A 21,891-nucleotide genomic window follows, 5' to 3' on the forward strand; every position below is an offset into this window, starting at 1 on the left:
CAAGCAACATAGCGACAAGGACGCACATCATGGCCAAGAAAGAAAAGCTCGATCCCGAAACCGAAGCACTGATCAAGTGGTGCACAGAAGTCGAAACCTTCCTGGTCGCCGCCGGCGCCACCCTGGCGCAGGCGCAGGACCACATCGAAGAACAGGTCGAATGGTTCACCGACCAGTTCTACGACGGGCTCACGCCTGAGGAAGCGGCCAACGAGGCACTGCTCTAAGCGCCTCCAGCAAAGGTCGGGTGGAGTCGGCCAGGCGCTCCAGGCTTTGCTCGCGCAACTGATCCAGATCGACTGCAGCCACCCCGTCCAGACCGGCCCACGCCATCAACGCCGCGAACGCTTCGGGCGTGTCGAACATGCCGTGCAGGTAACTGCCCAGCACCTGTCCGTCCGCCGAGTGCGCGCCTTCGTCACGTCCGTCGATGACGAAGGCCGGGCGCATCATGGCCGCACCCTGCGACACGCCCATGTGAATTTCATAGCCGCGCACGCCCGCCTGGCCGGCGCCGAACGCGCAATGGCCGCTCACCTGCAGCAGTTGCTTGTCGCGCGTGAGTTCGGTGCGCATCTCCAGCACGCCCAGGCCTTCGGTGCTGCCGGCGACGCCTTCGACCCCATGCGGATCATCCACCGATTCGCCCAGCATCTGGAAGCCGCCGCAAATGCCGATCACCTTGCCGCCATAGCGCAGGTGACGCGCGATGGCTGCCGGCCAGCCCTGCTGGCGCAACCAGGCCAGGTCGCCGCGGGTGTTCTTGCTGCCCGGCAGGATGATCAGGTCGGCCGCCGGTATCGGGCGGTTGGCGCCGATGAATTGCAGGTCGATGTCCGGGTGCGCCCGCAAGGCGTCGAAGTCGGTATGGTTGCTGATGCGGGGCGGCGTCGGCACCAGCACCCGAAAGGCGCCGCGCTGGCCCTGGCTGGACTGGATCGCATCTTCGGCGTCGAGCTGCAGCCCGTGCAGGTAAGGCAGCACTGCCAGCACCGGCTTGCCGGTGCGCTGTTCCAGCCAGTCCAGGCCCGGTTGCAGCAGGCTGAGGTCGCCCCGGAAGCGGTTGATGACGAAGCCGACCACCCGCGCCCGTTCGCTGTCCGAGAGGCAATCGAGGGTGCCGGTCAGGTGCGCGAACACGCCGCCACGGTCGATGTCGGCGACGATGATCACCGGGCAATCGACCGCCTCGGCGAACCCCATGTTGGCGATATCGCGCGCCCGCAGGTTGATCTCGGCCGGGCTGCCCGCGCCCTCGACGATGATCACCTGGTATTGCTGGCGCAATCGCTGATACGACGCCAGCACCGCGTGCATGGCTTCGGTCTTGTAGCGATGGTAATCACGCGCGTTCATGTCGGCCCGCACCCGGCCATGCACGATCACCTGCGCCCCGGTGTCGCTGGAGGGCTTGAGCAGGATCGGGTTCATGTCGGTATGCGGCGCGATGCCGGCCGCCTGCGCCTGCAAGGCTTGCGCCCGGCCGATCTCGCCGCCGTCGGCGGTGACTGCGCTGTTGAGCGCCATGTTCTGCGGCTTGAAGGGCGCCACCGCCACCCCGTCGCGCATCAACAGGCGGCACAGGGCCGCCCCCAGCGTGCTCTTGCCGGCGTCCGACGTGGTGCCCTGGATCATCAGGGTATGAAAGGGAAAATCAAGCGCCATGCGTGCTCCAGCCTGCCAATGCAAGGTCGAGGCGCTGCCAGCCGGCTTCATCCGGTGGCAGGCCGATGCGTATGCCACCCGCGCCCCGCACGAACAGGCGCACCCAGATGCCCTGCTGCGCCAGGTAGTCATGCAATTGTTCGGCCCGGGGCTCGGGCCACCATTGGTACAAGGCGCTGCCATTGGCCGTGATGCCATGGCGCGCCAGCAATGCCTGCAACCGCACGCCCTCGTGCTGCAGGCGGGCCAGCGTGGCCTGCTGCCAGGCGCGGTCATTGAGCGCGGCGGTGCCGATCTGCTGGGCGGCAGCACTGACCGTCCATGGCCCCAGCCAGTCGGCCAATTGCGCCAGCAGCGACGGCTCGCCCGCGACGAAACCCAGGCGCAGTCCCGCCAGTCCGAAAAACTTGCCGATGGAGCGCAGGACGATCAATCCGGGCCGCCCGGCATCGGCGGCCACGCTACGCGCCGGCTGGGTGTCGCCGAAGGCTTCGTCGACCACCAGCCAGCCGCCGACTGCTGCCAGCAGTTCGGCCCAGCGCAGCAGTTGCGCCCGCTCCACCACGGCGCCGGTGGGATTATTGGGATTGCACAGCACCAGCACGTCGCACTCGCCCGCGGCCACTGCCGCATCCAGCGCGTCGTAGGCCACCTCGCGCACCGCATGGCCGGCGCGCTGCCAGCCGTGGGCATGCTCGGCATAGATGGGAGCGGCCACGGTCACGCGGGCGCAGCCGATCTGCCTGCGCAGTTGCGGCAAGGCCTGGATCGCCGCCTGGCTGCCGGCCACCGGCAGCATCTGCGGCGCGCCGTAATAGCCGCAGGCCGCGCGTTCCAGTTCGACGGCGGGTTCGGGCAGGCGATGCCAGAGCTGCGGCGACAAGGCCGGCGCCGGATAGCACTGCGGATTGATGCCGGTCGACAGGTCCAGCCACTCTGCGCGCGGTCGGCCGTAATGGGCTGCGGCGTGGTTCAGGTTGCCGCCGTGTTCAAGCATGGGACACTCCCAGACAGACCAGCGTGACCAGGCACACCAGCGCCAGCCACAATGCCGTCACGCCAGCCACCAGGCGCCACGCCCGCACGATATCAGCGCCTTGCGCCGGCGGCCCCGCGCCCAGTATCCCGCGCTGTTCAATCTCACCCTCATAGACCGCAGCGCCCCCCACCGTCACGCCCAGCGCGCCGGCGCCGGCGGCCATCACCGGACCGGCATTGGGACTGCTCCAGGCCGGCGCCTGCGTCTTCCAGCAGGCCAGCGCGCGGCGGCGGTCGCCCAGCCAGGCATACGACCAGGCGGTGAGTCGCGCCGGCGCCCAGTTGAGCACATCGTCGATGCGCGCGGCGGCCCAGCCGAAATGCAGGAAGCGCGTATTGCGATAGCCCCACATGGCGTCCAGCGTATTGGACAGGCGAAACAGCAAGGCCCCCGGCCCGCCTGCCACCAGGAACCAGAAGAGCGTGCCGAACACGGCATCGTTGCCGTTTTCCAGCAACGACTCGACCCCGGCCTTGGCCAGATCGCCGGCGTCGGCGGCGCCGGTATCGCGACTGACGATATAGGAAGTCAATCGACGCGCCTGCGCCAGGTCGCCGGCGGCCAGCGCCCGCGCAATCGGTACGGTATGGTCGCGCAGGCTGCGCAGGCCGAGGCAGAAGTACAGCAGCAGCGCATGCAGCAATGCCGCCAGCCACCACGGCGCCGCGCTGACCAGCCAGTCGGCCAGCAGCACTGCCGGCAGCACCGCCACCGACCACGCCAGGATGCCGCGCAGGCGTCGCGCCACATGGCGATTGAGCCGGCTCTCGATGGCCCCGGCCATTCGTCCGAAACCGACCAGCGGATGCCAGCGCCGGGTCTCGCCCAGCAGCAGGTCGAGCGCAATGCCGGCGGCCATCAGCAGCGCCAGCCAGGGCCAGGCGATGTTGCTCAGCATGGCCCGCCCTTGAAACTCAATGGCAGGCCGGCGGCCACCCAGTGCACCTGTTCGCACACCGCCGCTACCGACTGGTTCAAGCGCCCTGCCTCATCGACGAACCAGCGCGAGACCGCCCCCTGCGGCACGATGCCCATGCCGACTTCGTTGGACACCAGGATCACCCGGCCCGGCGCCTCCTGCAGCGCGCGCAGGAAGTCGACCCGCTCCAGCGTGAAGGCGGTGGGCGCGATGATCGGCCCCATCTCGGGAAATTCGATGCCGTCGGCAAACAGCAGGTTCGACAACCAGACGGTCAGGCAATCGACCAGCACCACGTTGTCGGCACGGCCATGCTCACGCAGCGCGCGGCCCAGCGCCATCGGCTCTTGCACCGTGCGCCACTGCCCGCCCAGGGCATCGCGGCGGGCCCGATGCTGTTCGATGCGGAGCTGCATCTCGGCGTCGGTGCGCCCTGCGGCCGTGGCCAGGTAGATGATTTCACCGGCGTCGGCCGCCGCCAGCGCCAGCCGCTCGGCGTGCGCGCTCTTGCCCGAACGGGCGCCGCCGAACACCAGCGTGCGGCGCAGGGATGCGGGGTTCATGTCGTCTCTTTCGGCCATTGGTTATCGAACACCAGTTCATCCAGGGCGCGCCGCTGGGCCCATTGTTGCTGCTGCAGCATCGGTTCGGCATAGAACGCAGGCACATGCCCCAGGCAGACCACGGCCACGGCTTGCGCGCCGGATGGCATGCCCAGCAGTTGCCCCAGCGCGACCGGATCGAACAGCGACACCCAGCCCATGCCCAGCCCTTCGGCGCGCGCCGCCAGCCACATGTTCTGCAAGGCGCAGGCCAGCGACGCCAGGTCCATCGCCGGCAGCGTGCGGCGGCCGAATACATGGTCCTCGCGCTTATCCATCAGCGCGGCCACCAGCAGTTCGCCGCAGTCGAGCACCGCTTCCACCTTGAGCTTCATGAATTCATCTTCGCGCTCGCCCAGCGCCTGCGCGGTCAGCAGGCGTTCTTGCTCGACCAGGGCGTGGATCGCGCGGCGCAGCGCGCCATCGCTGATGCGAATGAAACGCCACGGCTGCATGAAGCCCACGCTGGGGCCGGCGTGCGCCGCTTCGAGCAGGCGCGCCAGCAAGGCCGGGTCGACTGCCTCGTCGCTGAAATGGCGCATGTCGCGACGCTCGCGAATGGCCCGATAGACGGCATCGATCTCGCTTTGCGCATAGCGATGGGTGGCCGCGTTCATGTCGCCGACCCGCCCAGCAAGGCTGCCACGGTGCGCGGTGCGGAGCGGAAATAGCCGTGCAGGTAGCTGGCCGTGACCTGATTGCGGCGGTACACCACCTCGCCCTCGGACGAATCGAACAGTCGCTCGCCGCGCGCCAGAAACTGCGCCCCGACCACCGCCCGCGAATAATGAAAGGTATGGCAGCGCATGTGCTCGCCCACCGCGCCCGGCAGATTCAGCGCCAGCGTCTGGTAACCCAGGCCCTGCAGCCGTGGCTGCACGGTGGCCTGCCCGGGCAGGATGCCGCACATGGCGCCGCTGGCGCCGTCCTGGCCGATCACCGTATCCAGCAGGTAGAGCATGCCGCCGCACTCGGCATACAGCGCGCGCCCTGCCTCGGCGTGCGCGCGCAGGCCGCTCTTGGTGACGCTGCCGGCTTCAAGCGTCGCCAGGTGCAGTTCGGGATAACCGCCCGGCAGCCATACGGCGTCGCACGGCGGCAGCGGATCGTCGGCCAGCGGCGAGAAGAAAGCCAGGGTCGCACCCATGCCTTCGAGCACGGCCAGGTTGGCACCGTAGATGAACGAGAATGCGGCGTCGCGCGCCACCGCGATGGTGCGCCCTTCCAGCAGGCGCGGCAGGGGCTTGTCGGGCGGCGGCGTGCCGAAGTCGACCGGCGCCGGCAGGTTGGCCAGCGAGGTGCTGGACATGCGATCGGCCAGGGCATCCAGGCGCGCATCGAGGTCGGCGATTTCGGGGGCGGCCACCAGGCCCAGGTGACGCTCTGGCAGCGAAAACTGCATGTCGCGCTGCAGGCCGGTCAGCAGCGGCACTGCCGGGCGCGCATTCTGCAAGCCCTGGCGCAACATCTGGGCGTGGCGCGGGCTGGCCACGCCATTGGCCAGCACGCCGGCAAAGCGCAGCTCGGGCCGATAGCTCACCAGGCCTTGCGCCAGCGCCCCGGCGGTCTGCGCCATGCCACGCGCATTGATCACGGCGATCACCGGAATGCCCAGCAGATGCGCCAGGTCGGCGCTGCTGGGTTCGCCGTCGTAGAGCCCCATGACGCCTTCGACCAGGATCATGTCGGCCTCGGCGGCGGCCAGCGCCACCTGGCGGCGGCAATGGTCTTCACCGCCCAGCCACAGGTCGAGGTTGTGCACCGGATGGCCGCTGGCCTGTTCCAGCACCATCGGATCGAGAAAATCGGGGCCGGTCTTGAACACCCGGATCTTCTTGCCGTCGCGCCGGTAAAGCCGCGCCAGCGCAGCGGTGATGGTGGTCTTGCCGTGACCCGAGCCCGGTGCCGAGATAAACAGTGCGGGGCAGCGGTAATCGCTGTGTTGCATCAGAATTCCACGCCTTTCTGGGCTTTCACGCCTTGTTCCTTGTAGGGGTGCTTGATGGGTCGCATCTCGCTGACCAGGTCGGCCAGTTCGATCAATGCGTCCGGGGCATGACGCCCGGTGACCACGATGTGCAGCATCTCGCGCCGGGCGGCAAAGGTGGCCAGCACCTGCTCCAGGTCGAGATACTGGTACTTCAGCACGATATTGAGTTCATCCAGGATCACCATGTCGTAGCTGGGATCGGCGATCATGCGTTGCGCCTCGGCCCAGCCGCGTTCGGCGGTGCGGGTGTCGGCCTCGCGATCCTGGGTGTCCCAGGTATAGCCCTCGCCCACCACGTGGAAATCGCAATTGGCGTGGCTGCCCAGGAAGTCGCGCTCGGCGCTGTACAGGGCGCCCTTGATGAACTGCACCACGCCCAGCTTCATGCCATGCCCGAGAATGCGCATGCCCATGCCGAAGGCGGCGCTGGACTTGCCCTTGCCGGTGCCGGTATTGACCATCAGCAGGCCCTTCTCGCGCTGGGCGGCGGCCTTCTTCTTTTCGAAACCCTCTTTGTGACGCTGGGTCATGCGCTTGTGCGATTCGGGATCGGTTTTCATTTCCAGTCGGTTCCTGTGAGTTCGGTCAGCAGCTGCGCGACCTTCGCGCGGCTGGGATGGTAGCCGATGATGACCAGTTCCGAGCGCGCATCCACGGCCCGGCCCGGCTGGCTTTCGACCAGCGCCACCCGGGCCCGCACGCCCTGCACCAGCAGCGACCTGTTGCTGCCGGCATGCACGAAACCCTTGGCGCGCAGGATCGGTTCGGCCAGCGCGGCGGCGGTCAGCGCCTGCTGCAATTGCTGCGGGTCTTGCGGCGCGTCGCTACGCAAGGTGAACGACAGCCAGCCCGGGTCCTGCTCGTGAAAGTGGCGATGCGTCGCCAGGCCATGACTGTGGGCGGCCAGGCCCGAATGGGCATGACCGTTGAGCCGTCCCTGGTCGGCCAGCACCGCGCTGCGCTCGCCGGGCATGCCCAGCGGCGTGTAGTGGTGATGCACGGCGGCGCCCGCCTGGTGCAGGCGCAAGCCGAGCGCCAGGCGAATATCGAGCCGCGCGCCATAGGCCAGTTCGAGAAAGCGCACATTGGGCGCCAGCGCCCGCACCTGCTGTTCGGCCTGCAACAGCTGCGACTCGTCCATCGCATCGATCTTGTTGAGCACCACCACGTCGGCGCATTCGAGCTGCTGGCGAAACAGCACCGCGCTGGCGTCGAGGGCGGCGTTATCGGTGGCCGGCTGCTCCAGCAGCAAGGGCGTGTCGACCACCGCCAGCGTGGCGTCGAGCACGAAATGCGGCGCCAGTTGCGGCGACTGCAATACTTCCATCACCGCGCTGGGCAGCGCCAGGCCGGAGGTCTCGATCAGGACATGATCGATCTGCGCCCGCCGCGCGGCCAGCGCCAGCATGGCCGGCACGAAGTGCTCGTCGTCGCCGTAGGCGATGAGGCCATGGGCGAAGTCCTGCACCTGCACCGCGCTGCTGCCGTCGGGCCGTTCGCTGCGCAACAGGTCGCCATCGATGGCGACTTCGCCGAATTCGTTGATCAGCAATGCCAGGCGCCGCGTCTGCCGACGCCGCACCAGGTCGCGCAGCAAGGTGGTCTTGCCGGCCCCGAGAAAGCCCGTGACCACCGTCACCGGAATCGGCGGCAGCGGCGGCGGCAGGCCCTGGTCGGATGGCAGCATGGCTCAGGCTCCCAGCCAATCGGCCAGTTGCCGATGCACCGCGTCGAAGTCGCCGGCCACGGCCGGATAGTCCAACGCCGGACGACGCACCGTCAGCACCGGGATACCCAAGGCCTGGGCCGCGTCGAGCTTGGCGCGATAGCCGCCGGCTTCGCCGGAATCCTTGGTCACCACGCAATCAATCTGCCAGTCGCGCCACAGCGCTTCATTGAAGCTGCGCGAGAACGGCCCTTGCATGGCGCACAGGTTGGCGCGCGGCAGGCCCAGTTCGAGCGCCCGGCTGACGAATTGGGGATCGGCCGTGACCCGCGCAAACCACTCGTGCTCGCCGGCGCCCGGCGCTTGCACGAAGCTGGCCAGGTCCTTGGAACCGGTGGCCAGAAAGATGCGACGCCCCATCTGCATGGCGCGCTGTGCGGCCTGCGCCATGTCGTCGCAGGCCAGCACGTCGTCGGCCGCCAGCTGGCTCGGGCGTTCATAGCGCAGATAGGCGATGCCCAGTTCGCGCGACAGCTCCATCAACTGCTGCGACATCTGGGTGGCAAACGGATGGGTGGCGTCCACCAGCACCCGCGCCTGGCTTTGCCGCAAGGCCTGGCGACGCGCTTCCACGCCCTGGCGACCGGCCCAGACGAACGCGCCCGGGCAATCCTGCTGGGCCAGCTCGCCACCGTATCCGGTCGCCGCCGACACCACCACGGGCTGTGCGCTGGCGGCCAGTTGCGCGGCCAGCGCATTGCCGTCGCTGGTGCCGGCAAACACCCACACCGCTTGCGACGGCAATTCAGGGGTATCGGGCTCCGGCTGCTGGCCCTGGGTCCAGTCGTTATAGCCACGGGGCGTGAAGATCCAGTCACGCTTGCGCTGGGTGAAGCGGTTGCCGATGACGATGCTGGTGAGCATGTCGAACTGCAGCGCCGGCAATTCGTCGAGCCGGTAGATCGCCACTTGCTGGCCTGGGCGATAGGCGTTCCTGACCACGCCGCACAGCGTATGCGGCGCCTTGTGCTGCAGCATCAGTTGCAGGATGCGATAGACACCTTCCTGGCGCCCGGCGCTTTGCACGTTGTACAGCACGCAGGCCAGGTCGGCCTGGGCGATATGGCTGGCGCGCTGCTCGATCCACTCCCACGGGCACAGCAGGTTCGACAGCGACAGCGTGGCGAAGTCGTGCGACAGGGGCGAACCCAGCAGCGAGGCGCAAGCATTGGCCGAGGTCACGCCGGGGATGACGTTGACCTCGTAGGTATCGTCCTCGCGCATGTCGTCGAAGGCCAGGGCAGCCATGGCATAAATGCCGATGTCGCCGCTGGAGACCAGCGACACGCGACGACCGGCGCGCGCCTGCTCGATGGCCAGCAAGGCCCGTTCGCGTTCCTGCGTCAAGGGCGGGCTATGGATTTCCTTGCCTTCGATATGGGGCGCGATCCAGCGCAGGTAAAGCTCGTAGGCCACGATGACCTCACTGTCGCGCAAGGCCTCGATGGCGCGCGGCACGATCATCTGTTCGAAGCCCGGCCCCACCGAGACCAGGTTGAGTACACCTTTGTTCACTGCTGTTCCTTTTACTGTTATCTCTACACCGTCGTCCTGACGAACGTCAGGACCCGGCGTCTTATCGCCATCGCCGATACGCCATCAACGTCACTGGGTCCCGGCCTGCGCCGGGACGACGATAAGCTGCATCATTTCCAGCCAGTTTCATCCTCGACCACCGCCACCGTCACGCCGTCGAACGCCGTCTTGCCCAGCGCCAGTCGCCCACGCGGGCTGGCGATCAGCGCCGCCGGTTCGCATACGCCCTCCACGCCCACGTTCTGCAGCACCCAGTCCGACGATTTGCCGACCCAGGCGCGCTGCGCGATCTGCGCTGTCGAGATCACCCGCAGCGGCAGGTCGTGGGTGGCGCAGAACGCCAGCAGGCCCGGCTCTTCTGCCTTGATATCGATGGTGGCCACTTCGCGCACCTGCTGCAACGTGGCCTCGGGGCACTGCGCCAGGGCCTGCGTCACCGCGGCCGTAATGCGCTCGGCCGAGACGCCACGGCGACAACCGATGCCCAGCACCAGCGGCTTGATCGCTTCGGTGGCGGTGGTGACCACCGGTTGCGCACCGGTCAATTGCGCCACCCGATAGGCCAGGCGATTGGCGCCGCCTTCGTGACCGGCCAGCAGCGAGATGGCGAAGCGCGCCGCTTCGTCCAGCACCACCACCGCCGGGTCGCTATGCTTGTCCTGCGGCAGCCCATCCAGGAAGCGCACCGCGATACCGCTGGCGCCCACCATGATCCACTGCCGGTGACGCCGGTAGGCCAGTGCAAACTGCTGGCGCTGGGACAGCACCACGGCGCTACCGACCGCATGCAACCAGGGCCGGTACAAGGTGCCGCCCAACGTGGCCTGCAGGTGCAGCGCCAGCGCTTCGGCCTCGCCCCGCACCGGCCACAGGCCCAGCTCGTCGGACACCGGCGGCGGGGTCATGGCGTCACATCCTCGGCCTGCGCCTCGGCGTTCAGTTTCTTGGGCACCCGGAACAGGTGCGTGAATTGCTTCGAATACAGGCTGGACTCGGCGATCTGCTCGCGGTCCAGCGCCGCGCCCACCAGCATCATGGTGGTCAGGTTCCACTCGCCGCGACGGTTTTCGTCGATCACCTTCTCAAGCGTGCCCTGGTAGATGCGCTGCTCCGGCCAACTGGCTCGGTACACCAGCGTCACCGGCGTCGTCGGCGGATAGTGCAGCAGCAGGTCGCGCACGATCTTGGCCAGGTGCGGCCCCGACAGGAAGATGCACATGGTGGCGCGGTGCGCCGCCAGTGAAGCGATCGACTCGGACTCGGGCACGGCCGAAGCGCGGCCCGACACCCGCGTCAGGATCACGCTCTGCGACACCTCGGGCTTGGTCAGCTCGGCCGACACGGCGGCCGCCGCTGCGGTGAAGGACGATACCCCCGGCACCACTTCATAGGCGATGCCGAGCGCATCCAGGCGACGCATCTGCTCGGCAGTGGCGCCGTAGATCGCCGGGTCGCCCGAGTGCAGGCGCACCACGTCGATGTCCTCTTGCTGGGCGCGCACATAGCAGGCCTGCTGTTGCTCGAGATCAAGCGCGGCGGTGTCGATCAGCTCGGCGCCCGGCTGGCAGTGCTCCAGCATGGCGGTCGGCACCAGCGATCCGGCATACAGCACCATGCGCACCTGGCCCAGCAAACGCGCGCCGCGCAAAGTGATCAGGTCAGCCGCGCCGGGACCGGCGCCGATGAAATAGACTTTCATGATTGTCCTTTCGATTCATGTCGCTTCTCTTGTGGCGTCTTGCGGATCAGCAACACGGCCAGGTAACCACTGGCGCTGGCCGCGTCCAGCGCGCTGACATCGTTGGCCAGCACCTGGTCGGACAGCCCGATGCGGCGGGCAAAGGCGCAGTGGCGGGCAATGCCCATCTCGTTGAGCAACGCCAGCACCCACGGCAGGCGCGCGCCCACCTTCATCAGCACCACGATGTCGTGGCTGTCGATCTCGGCGCGCAGGCTGGCCGCGTCGTCCGGACAGGGCAGGATCAGCGTGCGTTCCTTGCCCACGCCCAGCGGCCAATGCAGCGCTGCGGCAGCCGCCGCGTAACTGGTGATGCCGGGATAGGTCACGCAATCGGCCTGCGGCAACAGGTCTCGCACCGCCGCCAGCACATAGCCATAAGTAGAATAGGTCAGCGCGTCGCCAATGGTCAAATACGCCACCTGCAGCCCGGCCTGCAATTGCGCCGCCAGCTCTGCGCCCAACTGGGCGTAATGTTCTTGCAGGACCTGGCGATCGGGGTCCATGTTGAATTCGATTTCGCGCAGGCGGCTGCGCTCGAACTCGATGCCGTCCAGGCACTGCAGCGCCACCGACAGGTCGGCGCCGCGTGCACGCGGCAGGTAGATCACGTCAGCCGAGCGCAGCGCGGCCAGCGCGGCCAGCGGCAGGTAGCCGCTCGGGCCCGGCCCCACGCCGATGCCGATCAGTCGTCCGGCGCTCATGCGTCCACCCCCAGCGCGCCGCCGTCGAGGTCGAACAGGCGCACCTCGACCCGGTCCACATTGGGCATGCGTGCCGCCGCCAGGCGCGCGATGCGGCCCTCGATCTCGACCCACAGGGCCTTCGACAGCGCCGCGTCGCAAGCGCGCACCAGTTCAATTACCGCTTCCACCGTATTGGCATCCTTCATCTGTTGCAACAACTCCGTGTCGAAGACATAAAGCGGTGCGTTCATCGTTTGCGCCACCCGGGTCACCCCCTGCATGGCCATGTTGCTCTTGCTCGAATGGGTGTCCCACACCCCATCCAGTACCTTGGCCAGCTTGCCCGGATGGCCCGCCAGCCACAGCACCGGCAAACGCCGCTGCTGCTCCGCCAGCGCCTGCTGGGTAAAGTCCAGCGCATCGCCCAGGAAGTTGGCGATCTGCACGCTGCGCCGGTCCGGCAGGCCCAGCTGCGCCACGAATGCCCGACCGATCTTGCCCGGCAGGTAGGCCACCGCGGCGTCAGGTCCGATGCAATCGGCCAGCGCCACCCGGATATAGACCTCGATGGAGGCGATCCACGACGCCATCGACATCGGTTCGACGATGCCGGAGGTGCCCAGGATCGAAATGCCGTCCACGATCCCCAGGCGCGGGTTGAAGGTCTTGGGCGCAATGCTGCGTCCTTCGCGACAACCGATGGTCAGGTCGAAGCCCTGCGCCATCCACGCCGCGCGCGCCTGCTCGGACGCGCCCGGCGGCGCCAGTTCGGCCAGCACTTCGGCGACTGCGGTGCGCATCATCTGGCGCGGCACCGGATTGATGGCCGGTTCGCCTACCGCCACCCGCAACCCGGGCATAGTCGCCGTGCCCACGCCGTCACCGGCGAAGAAGCGGATCTCGCCGCCCGCGTTGAGCCGCACCTGGGCCACGATGGTGGCGCCGTGGGTGTTATCGGGATCGTCACCGCCATCCTTCAAGACCTCCGCCTGGGCCGCCTGCCCGTCCAGGCTGTCGACCTTCGCGATCGGCACCGAGATGAAATGCGCGCCATCAGGCAGGCTGACTTCGGTGTGTTCCAGGCGGATCGCCGCCAGCAGCCAGTACAGCGCGGCGCGCACCCCGGCAGTGGCGCAACTGCCGGTGCTGCGCCCACGGCGCAAGCCATTGGGGGCCAGCACTGCCAGGTCGTACTCGGCCCGCTGACGTTCCCCGAGGTGTTGCATCAGGCGATTTCCTGTTCTTGCGCCACCAGCCAGGCGATGGCGTCGATCAACAATGCATTGACCACGCTGGCGGCCCAGGGCGAACCGCCCCGGGTGCCGCTGTTGGTGATGCGCGGCACTTGCAGGCAGCGCCGCAGGTCATCCTTGCTCTCGCGGGTGCCGACAAAACCGACTGGCAGGCCCACCACCAGTTGCGGCCGCCAGCCATGCTCGCGGATCAGCCGCGTGGCTTCGACGATGGCGGTCGGCGCATCGCCGATGGCCAGCACCACATCGTTGCCGAACTTCTGCCAGGCGCGCCGGATACCCGCCGCCGAGCGCGTGATGCCCTGCGTTTGCGACATCAGGTGCGATTCGGGATCGTGCACGCCGCACCAGGTCTCGATGCCCAGTTGCTCCAGCAGCGCCCGCTTGAGACCGGTCTGCACCATGGTCACATCGGTGACCACGCGCTTGCAGCGCAGCAGCGCGCGCATGCCGGTGTCGGCTGCACCCGGCGAAAAGAAGATCTCGTCGGCCACTGCAAAGTCGCCGCTGGTATGCACCAGCCGTTGCAGCACCGTCAGGTGGGCAGGAGGAAAACCGCTCCAGTCGCGGCCCTCGTCGATGATGCGCATGCTCTCGGCTTCGATCGGATGCGGCACATAGGGGGCGGTGGTGGTGGCCTTGGCCGTGGTTGCGGCGGCGCTCGCCAGCAGATTGCGCACCGGCAGGTGATGCGCGCGCTGCGGCTCGCCCACCTGCTGTTCGAAGCCGACGATCTGCACCCGGTATTTGCACAGCGTGCAATTCATCGCGGCGCGTCCTTCGATGGCTTGCTGCGCCCGCTCGACCAGCACGTCGGCCACATGCGCATGCACGCCCAGGTAACCGGCCTTCAATACCTCCAGCTGCGGTTCGCGCTCGGCCAGCTCATCGGCGGCGGCAAAGATGCGCTTGACCAGCACGCCGTCGAACAGGAAGAACGGCAGCACCACCAGTCGCGAATAGCCCATGCGGGCGGCGGCGGCCAGGCCGTCGCGCACCAGCGGCGCGGCGGTGCCCGAAAAACACAGTTGCAGCGCGCCGAAGCCCATGCCTTCCTGCAGCATGCGCGCGGCCTTGGCGACCTCGCTGTTGGCATCCGGATCGGTGGTGCCGCGCCCCACCACCACCAGGCAACTCTGGCGGCGATCGGCGATGTCGCCGGACACCGCTTCGGCTTCGATCACGCGCTGCTGTGCCAGCTGCAACAGCAGCGGGTGCAGGTCCATCGGCGCGCCGAAATGAAAGTCGACCTGCGGGTACTGCTGGGCCAGCGCCAGCAATTCGGCCGGCATGTCGTTCTTGGCGTGGCGCGCCGCCAGCAACACGGCCGGCACCACGCTGACCTCGGCGGCGCCATCAGCCACGCAGGCGGCAGCGGCCTCGGCGATGGTGGGCGCGGCGAACTCCAGATAGCCATGCCGCACGGTGCGACCACCGGCGCGCGCGCGCACCAGTTGCACCAGCGCCTCGAATTCGCGCAGCGCATCCGGGTCGCGGCTGCCGTGACCGGCAATCACGATGGCGGCGGTGTTGCTCATGGCGTGCTCTCCGGCGCCGGCGGCGGTTCGATCTGGCTGGCCATGGGGCTATGGGTGCGAATGAGCATGATGCTCATGTCACTCACTTCAAGTTCGGTGCATTGCGAGAGCACGCCGTGCCATTCGGCGTCGCCCCGGGTGAGGTTTTCCCACACTTCGGTCGGATGGCTGGGGTCGACGCCCTGCTGCAGCAGATAGGTCGCGATGTGACGCGGCATGAACGAGCGCGCCGCATCCCACGGACACGGAATCACGATGGCGTTGCGGCCATCTTTCAACACATTGACCAGGTGGCGCTTGAACGGCTCGAGGTCGCCGCGCCGGTGGAAGGTGATGAAGGTGGTCTCGTCGAAACAGACGCGCGCCTTCGATGCCAGGATCTGCGCCGACGAAATGCCGGGCAGCGTCTCGACCCGATGGCCGCAGGCGCGCTCGACCCGCTCCAGGTACTGGAAGCCGCTGAAGTGGATATCGCCCATGAACACCACCACGCAACGTTTTCCGGCATGGTGCATGGCCGCGACCTTGTCGAGCTGGGCCACCTGGTCGCGATAGCCCATCAACACCACTTCGGCGGTGGCCGGGATCGATTCGCGCACCACGTCGACCACGGCATTGAAGCCGGCCACGACGTCGGCATTGCGGATCAGCTCGGCGCCGCGCAAGGTCAGATACGAATGGTCGCCGGGGCCGGCGCCGATGCAGATGATCATGTTTTCAGTCCTCGATAGATCACGCGCCAAGTTGGGCGCGCACCGTCAACGCCAACGCGTCGCCGGTCAATTGTTCCAGTGTCAGGCAAGGCGCGCCCAGCGCATCTGCCAATTGCGTGGCGCGTCCCAGGCGCAGGTAACCGGTCTCGGTGTCCAGCACCAGCGCCGGCGTGCCGCGCTGCGCCAGCTGCCCGGCCGCCTCCAGCGTCTGGCGCCACGGGTCTTGCGCATCACCGGGCAGGCCGACGTTGGCGCGACCGTCCGACAGGATCACCAGCAGCGGCGGCGCTTCCTGCGTGCTGCGCTCCAGCAGTTGCGCGGCCAGTTGCAAGGCATGCGGCAACGGCGTGCGGCCTCCGGTGGGCAGCTCGCGCAGGCCCTGTTCGGCCAGGTCGACGCTGCGGGTCGGTTCCAGCAAGACCTCGGCGCGCTCGCCGCGGAAAGCAATCACGGCCAACTGGTCGCGCCGCTGGTAGGCATCGGTCAACAGCGACAGCACCGCGCCCTTGACCGCTTCCATGCGGCGCTGGGCGGCCATCGAGCCGGAAGCATCGACCACGAACACGATCAGGTTGGCGCTCTTGCCGCTGCGCACCTGGCGATGCAGATCGGCCGACGTCACGCGCAGGCGACCGTCGGCGGGCGCATCGTCGGCCAGCGCCCCGCGCACGGCGGCGCTACGCAGCGTCGCGCCCACGGCAAGGCGCTCCGGATTGGCGTCGGGCACGGCGCGCAGTGCGCTGCCACGGCGCGCGTCAGGCAGCGCGCTGCGGCGTCCGGCCAGCGCCTGCCCCAGTGCCGGGGGCGCTTCGACGCTGATCTTGCGCGCCGGCGCGGCGGCGGCCACGGCGAAGGTCTGTGCGTGGTCGCCGCCTTCTTCGTTGGCACCCTCTTGTTCTACAGATGGCTCGTCGTCGCGAGCGGCTTCCGGCGGCTGGCCCGCACTCCCCTCCGAATGCGATGGTGGCTGTTCGGAGCGGGCCTGCTCGACCAGGTCATCCAGCTTGTCCTGATCCATGCCGGTCTGGTCGAAGGGCTTGCGACGGCGGCGATGCGGCAGCACCAGCTGGGCCGCCGCGCGGATGTCGTCGGGCGTGACCTGGCGACGCCCCTGCAGCGCCGCGATGGCGCGCGCGGTCTTGTGCATCACGATGTCGGCGCGCAGGCTGGCCACCTCGAATTCGCAGCACAGGTGGCTGATCAGTTCCAGCATGGCGTCGTCGAGCTGCACCTGCGGCAGCAGTTGCTGCGCCGTGGCAACCTGCTCGCGCAGCCCATGCTGCGACGCCTGCCATTGCGCGGCGAAGGCGGCGACGTCGGCCTCATAGCTTATCCGGCGACGCACCACCTCGGCCCGCACGGTCTTGTCCTGGGGCGCGGCGACCTCGACCATCAGGCCGAAACGGTCCAGCAGTTGCGGCCGCAGATCGCCTTCTTCGAGGTTCATGGTGCCGATCAGCGTGATGCGCGCCGGATGCGTCACCGACAGGCCTTCGCGCTGCACCGAATTGACCCCCATGGCCGCCACGTCGAGCAGCACATCGACCAGGTGATCGGCCAGCAGGTTGACTTCGTCGATATAGAGCACGCCGCGATGGGCCGCCGCCAGCAGACCCGGCTGGAAGGCGCGTTGCGCCCCCTGCAATGCCTTCTGCAGGTCCAGCGTACCCAGCACGCGGTCTTCGGTGGCGCCCAGCGGCAGCGTGACGAACGGGATCTCGGCGTCGCGCACCGCCTCCTGGCCGGCGCTGCATACCTCGCAGGCCGCCGCCGGCTGACCCGGCGCGCAATTGAAGGCGCAGCCGGCGATGCGGGCTATCGGCGGCACCACCTGGGTCAGGCCGCGTGCGGCGGTGCTCTTGGCGGTGCCCTTGTCGCCCCGGATCAGCACGCCGCCGATGCCGGGATCGACCGCGCACAGCAGCAGCGCGGTCTTCAACTGCGGCTGGCCGACGATGGCGGCAAAGGGATAACCGGCGCTCATGAAAGGTCCTTCGCATGTTCGCTGCCGCGCGCGGTCTCGCCGCGCGCTTCGAGCAGGGTTTCGCTGTGCAGGTAGAGCTGGCGCAACTGTTCCAGGGTGGCTTCGTCGGGCTGCTCCCACATGCCGCGACTGGCCGCTTCCAGCAGCCGCTCGGCAATCGCGTTCTGGGCCCAGGGATTGGCCTGCTCCAGGAACTCGCGCATCTCGGGATCGAAGCCGTAGGTCTCGGCCAGTTGCTGGTACATCCAGTCGTCCATCACCTGCGCGGTGGCGTCATACCCGAACAGATAATCGACCGTGGCCGACAGCTCAAGCCCGCCCTTGTAGCCGTGGCGACGAATGCTGTTGAGCCACTTGGGATTGACCACGCGCGAGCGATAGACGCGCAGGGTTTCTTCTTTCAGGTCGCGCACCGTGGCGCGCGCCGGGTCGTGGCTGTCGCCGAAATAATGGCGCGGCTGCTGGCCGGACAAGGCGCGGATGGTGGCGATCATGCCACCGTGGTATTGCAGGTAGTCGTCGCTGTCGAAGATGTCGTGTTCGCGATTGTCCTGGTTGTGCAACGCCACCTGCACGCTGCCCAGCCGCTGGCGGAACGCATCGCGCTGGTCGGCGCCCTGCACCCGGCGTCCGTAGGCGTAGCCGCCCCAGTTGACATAGGCTTCGGCGAAGTCGGCGGCGTCGGTCCAGTTGCGCTCCTGGATCAGCGGCAGGATGCCGGCGCCATAACTGCCCGGCTTGGCGCCGAAGACGCGATAGCCGGCGCGGGCGGCGGCCTCGGCCTGGCTCAGGCCCTGGCCGACCGACTGCGCCAGTTCGCGCAGGTAATTCTTGCGCACGAAGTTGAGGTGTTCGGGTTCATCGGCGGCGATGGCGGCCTGCACCGCATCGTCGATCAATTCGATCAGCTGCGGAAAAGCGTCGCGGAAGAAGCCGCTGATACGGGTCGTGACATCGATGCGCGGACGCTGCAATTGATCCAGCGGGATCAACTCGATGCCGGCCACCTGCCGATTGCCGGGACGCCAGATCGGACGCGCGCCCAGCAGCGCCAGGATCTGCGCCACGTCGTCGCCGTGGGTGCGCATGGCGCTGGTGCCCCAGATGCTGATGGCGACGCTCTCAGGATAGTCGCCGGTCTCGCGCCGGTGCCGATCAAGCACTTCACGCGCCAGTTGCTGGCCCACCCGCCAGGCCGATTGCGACGGCACGCTGCGCGGATCGACCGAATAGAAGTTGCGCCCGGTCGGCAGGATATGCGCCATGCCGCGCGTGGGCGAACCACTCGGCCCGGCCGGCACGTAGCCGCCTGAGAGGCCGCCCAGCAGGTTGGCGATCTCGTCGTCTGTGCGGCGCAGGCGCGGCACCAGTTGCTGGCACGTGAAATCGAGCACCCGGCGCAACGACGTAGTGTCGGTGCTGCCCTTGGCGCTCGGCTTGGGCGCGGTCTTGAGCGGCATCGGTCGCGCCATGGCCTTCATGCCGCCCAGCACGCTACCGGCGGAGTTGGAGTTGGACTTGGCCATGGCCGGCTGCAGGCGTGGCCGCGCTTCGGCCGGCGCGCTGGCCAGCGCGGCAAATACCGAGGCCAGTACGGCGTCGATGGCGCTGGCGGCAAACTCGGCATCCTGCAAGGCCTGCATCAGGCGCTGGCACAGCGCATCGATCGCTTCGAGCGCATCGGCCCGTGTGACTACGGCGCGACCGGCAGTGCGTGCCAGCGCATCGTCGATATTCAGGCGGCGGCCCTTGTGCTCGAGCAGCATGTCCAGCGACAGCCCGAACAGCCTGGCGACTTCTTCCTGCAGGCCCGGCAGGTCCTGGTTCGGCAGGCGGGTCAGGGCCACCAGCATGTCCGGCATCTGCTGCGGGTCGGGCATGCGACCGAGGATGTGCAGGCCATCGCGAATCTGCGCTGCACCCAGTTCGCAGAGATAGCCGTCGAGGTCTTCGATCAGGTGCGCCACACCGGCGCCATCGAGCTCGGTCAGACCATGCGGCAAGGCGTCGGGAGCGTGATCGTGGTCATGGTCATGGTGATCATGGTCGTGATGCGCATGGTCATGGCCATGGCCATGATCGTGGTGGTGATGATGATGACCATGCGCGTGGTCATGATCGTGATCGTGGGTATGGTTGACCAGCTTGAACTGCAGGTCGGTGTCGAGATTGGTCTGGCGCACCAGCTCCCAGATCTGCTGTTGCAGCAGCGGCAGCTTGGCCGGGTCCAGCACTTCGACCTGGTAATACTCGTCGACCAGTTGCGTCAGTTGCGCCAGCGCACCATAGCTGTCGGCGGTGGTCATCGGCGGCGTCAGGTGGTCGACCACCACCGCATGGGCGCGGCGCTTGGCCTGCGCGCCTTCACCGGGGTCATTGATGATGAACGGATAGAACAGCGGCATGTCGCCCAGCAAGGCGTCGGGGAAGCATTCTTCGGACAGGCCCACGCCCTTGCCCGGCAACCATTCGAGCGTGCCGTGCTTGCCCACGTGGACGATCGCGTCGGCGCCCCACTCTTCGTCCAGCCAGCGGTATAGCGCCGTGTAATGGTGGGTCGGCGGCAGGTCGGGCTGGTGGTAGATGGCGTCCGGGTCCATGCCGTAGCCACGCGGCGGCTGCAGCGCGACGAAGGCGTTGCCCAGCGGCAGGCCGGCAATCACCAGGTGCTGATCGTGCACGTAGGCTTCGCCGGGGGCGGCGCCCCACTGGCGTTGCATGCGTTCCTGCAGGGCGCGCGGCAAGGCGGCGAACCATTCGGCGTAACGGGCGGCAGGCACCCGGCCGGCGGCACGGCGCAACTGATCTTCGGACAGGATGATGTCGTCGTACGAACAGCGATCCACCAGTTCGTGGATCAAGCGGGTGCCGTCCTCGGGCAACTCGCCGATGGTGTAACCGGCCGCGTCCAGCGCCTGCAATATCTTGTACAGCGAAGCCGGCGCATCCAGGCCGACGGCATTGCCGATCTGCGACGCCTTGCTGCTGGAATTGGTGAAGATGAAGGCGATGCGCTTGTCGGCATTGGACTTGCGGCGCAGCCGCACCAGCCGCTGCGCCAGGCCGGCGATGCGCCGCACGCGGTCCGGCAGTGGCTGGTAGCGCAGCGCGCCGCTGTCGTCGGCCGGCAGCTTGAACGACAGCGGCACGCCGATGATGCGGCCGTCGAATTCGGGCAGCACCACGTTCATGGCCGCGTCCAGCGGGTTCATGCCGCGCGTGGAATGTTGCCACTGGTCTTGCGTCATGCCGCTGGTCATGGCTTGCAGCACCGGCAGGCCCAGTTGCTCCAGCACCGACACCGACCAGCCGGCCGGCGTGACATCGCCGGCCGTGATCTCGCCCATCGCGAACGAGGTGGTGTTGATCAGCAGGTCGACCTGGGCCCGGCCATCGGCGCCGAAGAAGTAATGCAGCGCTGGCGGGATCTGGCCGGCGGCGCCGCCGCTGACCCGCAGCGACGATGTGAAGATCGGCAGCACATCCATGCCGCGCGACTCCAGGGCGGCCACCAGGGCGTCGATGAAATCGGTATTGCCCGACAGCCAGTGGGCGCGATAGAACACGATGCCGACCGCCGCACGATCGGCCGGCGCCTGCGCCCGCAAGGCCTGCCATTGGGCCAGCTCGGCGCCCTGTTCGAGGTCGGGATGGTAGATGCCGTGTTCGGGCAACACCTGCACCGGCTCATGGCCGAAGCCCGACAGCAGCAGCCGATCCGACAGGCAGCGCAGCAGTTGCGCCAGATTGACGCTGCCGCCCGCATTGAAATAGGCCAGCGCCTGCTGCTGGACATCGATGGGCGCAGTGGAGGCCGCCGCCAGTTCGGCATCGGGCTCGCCGGCGCCGGACAGCACGATCAGGTGCCGCCCCTGCTGGCGCGCCTGGCGCACCAGCTCACCCACGCCGGCAATCGCGCCCAGCCGTCCCAGCACCCGCAACACGATCACCTCGGCCGAGGCCAGCGGCCCGCGCAGCAGTTCGGACAATCCCTGGCGTGCCTCGCCCTCGTCGTCGGCGCCATGCAGTTGCTGCAGGTCGACGCCGGCCACCGGCGGGAAGTCATCGGGCAATTGCAACCGGGCGCTGGCCAGCATGGCCAGGTCGGTCGAGGCGTGGGTCAGCAGGACGATACGCGCGCTGGCGCCGGTGTCAGACATCAGTGTTCTCCGTTTCGGGCTGGACATCGCCGCTGCCCAGGCGGTGGAATATCAGGTCGGTGACTTCGCGCCCGCCTTCGAGGTGTTCGACCACCACCCGTTCGACGGCGGCGGCGTCTTCGCAGCGATACCACACCCCCTCGGGATACACCACCACCACCGGCGCCTGCGCCTTGCAGGCCACCATGCAATGGGTGCGGGTGCGCTTGACGCGCAACTCGGGGCGGGCGTCGATCTGCTCGCCCAGCACGCCGAACATGGCTTCGGCCAGTACGCCGTTTTCGGTGCAGCGGGGTCCCACGCACATCAGTACGTGGCGGGTATGGGTTCTCATTGCGTCAG

19 protein-coding genes are annotated in these 21,891 nt (G+C 68.0%); 1 reads left to right on the forward strand and 18 read right to left on the reverse strand.

Annotation, left to right across the window (positions count from 1 at the left end):
• Positions 1-29: 29 nt before the first annotated feature.
• Positions 30-227: a hypothetical protein gene (locus tag LBW87_RS20765; RefSeq protein ID WP_225203376.1), complete on the forward strand. Its 198-nt coding sequence runs from the start codon at positions 30-32 to the stop codon at positions 225-227.
• On the opposite strand, the gene LBW87_RS20770 is transcribed toward LBW87_RS20765, so the two are convergent.
• The 18 genes from LBW87_RS20770 to LBW87_RS20855 all read right to left on the reverse strand — a co-directional run bounded on the left by LBW87_RS20770 (position 190) and on the right by LBW87_RS20855 (position 21,883).
• A complete protein-coding gene (locus LBW87_RS20770; RefSeq protein WP_225203377.1) occupies positions 190-1,665 on the reverse strand; it encodes a cobyric acid synthase in 1,476 nt (491 codons plus the stop codon). The genes LBW87_RS20765 and LBW87_RS20770 overlap by 38 nt on opposite strands.
• Positions 1,655-2,662, reverse strand: coding sequence for a threonine-phosphate decarboxylase CobD (cobD, locus tag LBW87_RS20775; protein WP_225203378.1), 1,008 nt, complete (start codon positions 2,660-2,662; stop codon positions 1,655-1,657). The genes LBW87_RS20770 and cobD overlap by 11 nt, the downstream gene beginning before the upstream one ends.
• A complete protein-coding gene (gene cbiB, locus LBW87_RS20780; RefSeq protein ID WP_225203379.1) occupies positions 2,655-3,602 on the reverse strand; it encodes an adenosylcobinamide-phosphate synthase CbiB in 948 nt (315 codons plus the stop codon). The genes cobD and cbiB overlap by 8 nt, the downstream gene beginning before the upstream one ends.
• A complete protein-coding gene (cobU, locus tag LBW87_RS20785) occupies positions 3,596-4,186 on the reverse strand; it encodes a bifunctional adenosylcobinamide kinase/adenosylcobinamide-phosphate guanylyltransferase (RefSeq protein ID WP_225203380.1) in 591 nt (196 codons plus the stop codon). Before cobU ends, cbiB begins: the two co-directional genes overlap by 7 nt.
• Complete coding sequence (gene bluB, locus LBW87_RS20790; protein ID WP_225203381.1) at positions 4,183-4,842, reverse strand: 5,6-dimethylbenzimidazole synthase; 660 nt, start codon at positions 4,840-4,842, stop codon at positions 4,183-4,185. The genes cobU and bluB overlap by 4 nt, the downstream gene beginning before the upstream one ends.
• Positions 4,839-6,173 carry a cobyrinate a,c-diamide synthase gene (locus tag LBW87_RS20795; RefSeq protein WP_225203382.1) on the reverse strand — a complete coding sequence of 445 codons (1,335 nt, stop codon included), beginning with the start codon at positions 6,171-6,173 and terminating at the stop codon, positions 4,839-4,841. The genes bluB and LBW87_RS20795 overlap by 4 nt, the downstream gene beginning before the upstream one ends.
• On the reverse strand, positions 6,173-6,775 hold the full coding sequence (cobO, locus tag LBW87_RS20800) for a cob(I)yrinic acid a,c-diamide adenosyltransferase (protein ID WP_225203383.1): 603 nt from the start codon (positions 6,773-6,775) through the stop codon (positions 6,173-6,175). The genes LBW87_RS20795 and cobO overlap by 1 nt, the downstream gene beginning before the upstream one ends.
• Entirely contained in the window at positions 6,772-7,902 is a 1,131-nt protein-coding gene (locus tag LBW87_RS20805; RefSeq protein WP_225203384.1) for a CobW family GTP-binding protein, read from the reverse strand. Before LBW87_RS20805 ends, cobO begins: the two co-directional genes overlap by 4 nt.
• Before the next feature lie 3 nt (positions 7,903-7,905).
• Positions 7,906-9,405, reverse strand: a complete 1,500-nt coding sequence (gene cobJ / locus LBW87_RS20810) for a precorrin-3B C(17)-methyltransferase (protein ID WP_413927668.1) — start codon at positions 9,403-9,405, stop codon at positions 7,906-7,908.
• Between the two features lie 182 nt (positions 9,406-9,587).
• A complete protein-coding gene (locus LBW87_RS20815; protein WP_225203386.1) occupies positions 9,588-10,382 on the reverse strand; it encodes a cobalamin biosynthesis protein in 795 nt (264 codons plus the stop codon).
• Positions 10,379-11,176, reverse strand: coding sequence for a precorrin-4 C(11)-methyltransferase (gene cobM, locus LBW87_RS20820; RefSeq protein WP_225203387.1), 798 nt, complete (start codon positions 11,174-11,176; stop codon positions 10,379-10,381). The genes LBW87_RS20815 and cobM overlap by 4 nt, the downstream gene beginning before the upstream one ends.
• A complete protein-coding gene (gene cobI / locus LBW87_RS20825; RefSeq protein WP_225203388.1) occupies positions 11,173-11,919 on the reverse strand; it encodes a precorrin-2 C(20)-methyltransferase in 747 nt (248 codons plus the stop codon). The genes cobM and cobI overlap by 4 nt, the downstream gene beginning before the upstream one ends.
• Complete coding sequence (gene cbiD, locus LBW87_RS20830; RefSeq protein ID WP_225203389.1) at positions 11,916-13,127, reverse strand: cobalt-precorrin-5B (C(1))-methyltransferase CbiD; 1,212 nt, start codon at positions 13,125-13,127, stop codon at positions 11,916-11,918. Before cbiD ends, cobI begins: the two co-directional genes overlap by 4 nt.
• Positions 13,127-14,692, reverse strand: coding sequence for a precorrin-8X methylmutase (locus tag LBW87_RS20835; RefSeq protein ID WP_225203390.1), 1,566 nt, complete (start codon positions 14,690-14,692; stop codon positions 13,127-13,129). The genes cbiD and LBW87_RS20835 overlap by 1 nt, the downstream gene beginning before the upstream one ends.
• Positions 14,689-15,405, reverse strand: a complete 717-nt coding sequence (locus LBW87_RS20840; protein ID WP_225203391.1) for a cobalt-precorrin-7 (C(5))-methyltransferase — start codon at positions 15,403-15,405, stop codon at positions 14,689-14,691. Before LBW87_RS20840 ends, LBW87_RS20835 begins: the two co-directional genes overlap by 4 nt.
• Positions 15,406-15,424: 19 nt before the next feature.
• Positions 15,425-17,389 (reverse strand): putative cobaltochelatase, encoded by a 1,965-nt coding sequence (locus LBW87_RS20845; RefSeq protein ID WP_225203392.1) that lies wholly within the window; start codon positions 17,387-17,389, stop codon positions 15,425-15,427.
• Positions 17,386-21,549 (reverse strand): cobaltochelatase subunit CobN, encoded by a 4,164-nt coding sequence (locus tag LBW87_RS20850; RefSeq protein WP_225203393.1) that lies wholly within the window; start codon positions 21,547-21,549, stop codon positions 17,386-17,388. Before LBW87_RS20850 ends, LBW87_RS20845 begins: the two co-directional genes overlap by 4 nt.
• Positions 21,542-21,883: a (2Fe-2S) ferredoxin domain-containing protein gene (locus LBW87_RS20855; protein WP_225203394.1), complete on the reverse strand. Its 342-nt coding sequence runs from the start codon at positions 21,881-21,883 to the stop codon at positions 21,542-21,544. Before LBW87_RS20855 ends, LBW87_RS20850 begins: the two co-directional genes overlap by 8 nt.
• Between the last annotated feature and the right edge of the window lie 8 nt (positions 21,884-21,891).

The sequence above is a fragment of the Herbaspirillum sp. alder98 genome (assembly GCF_020179755.1).
Taxonomy (GTDB): domain Bacteria; phylum Pseudomonadota; class Gammaproteobacteria; order Burkholderiales; family Burkholderiaceae_D; genus Herbaspirillum.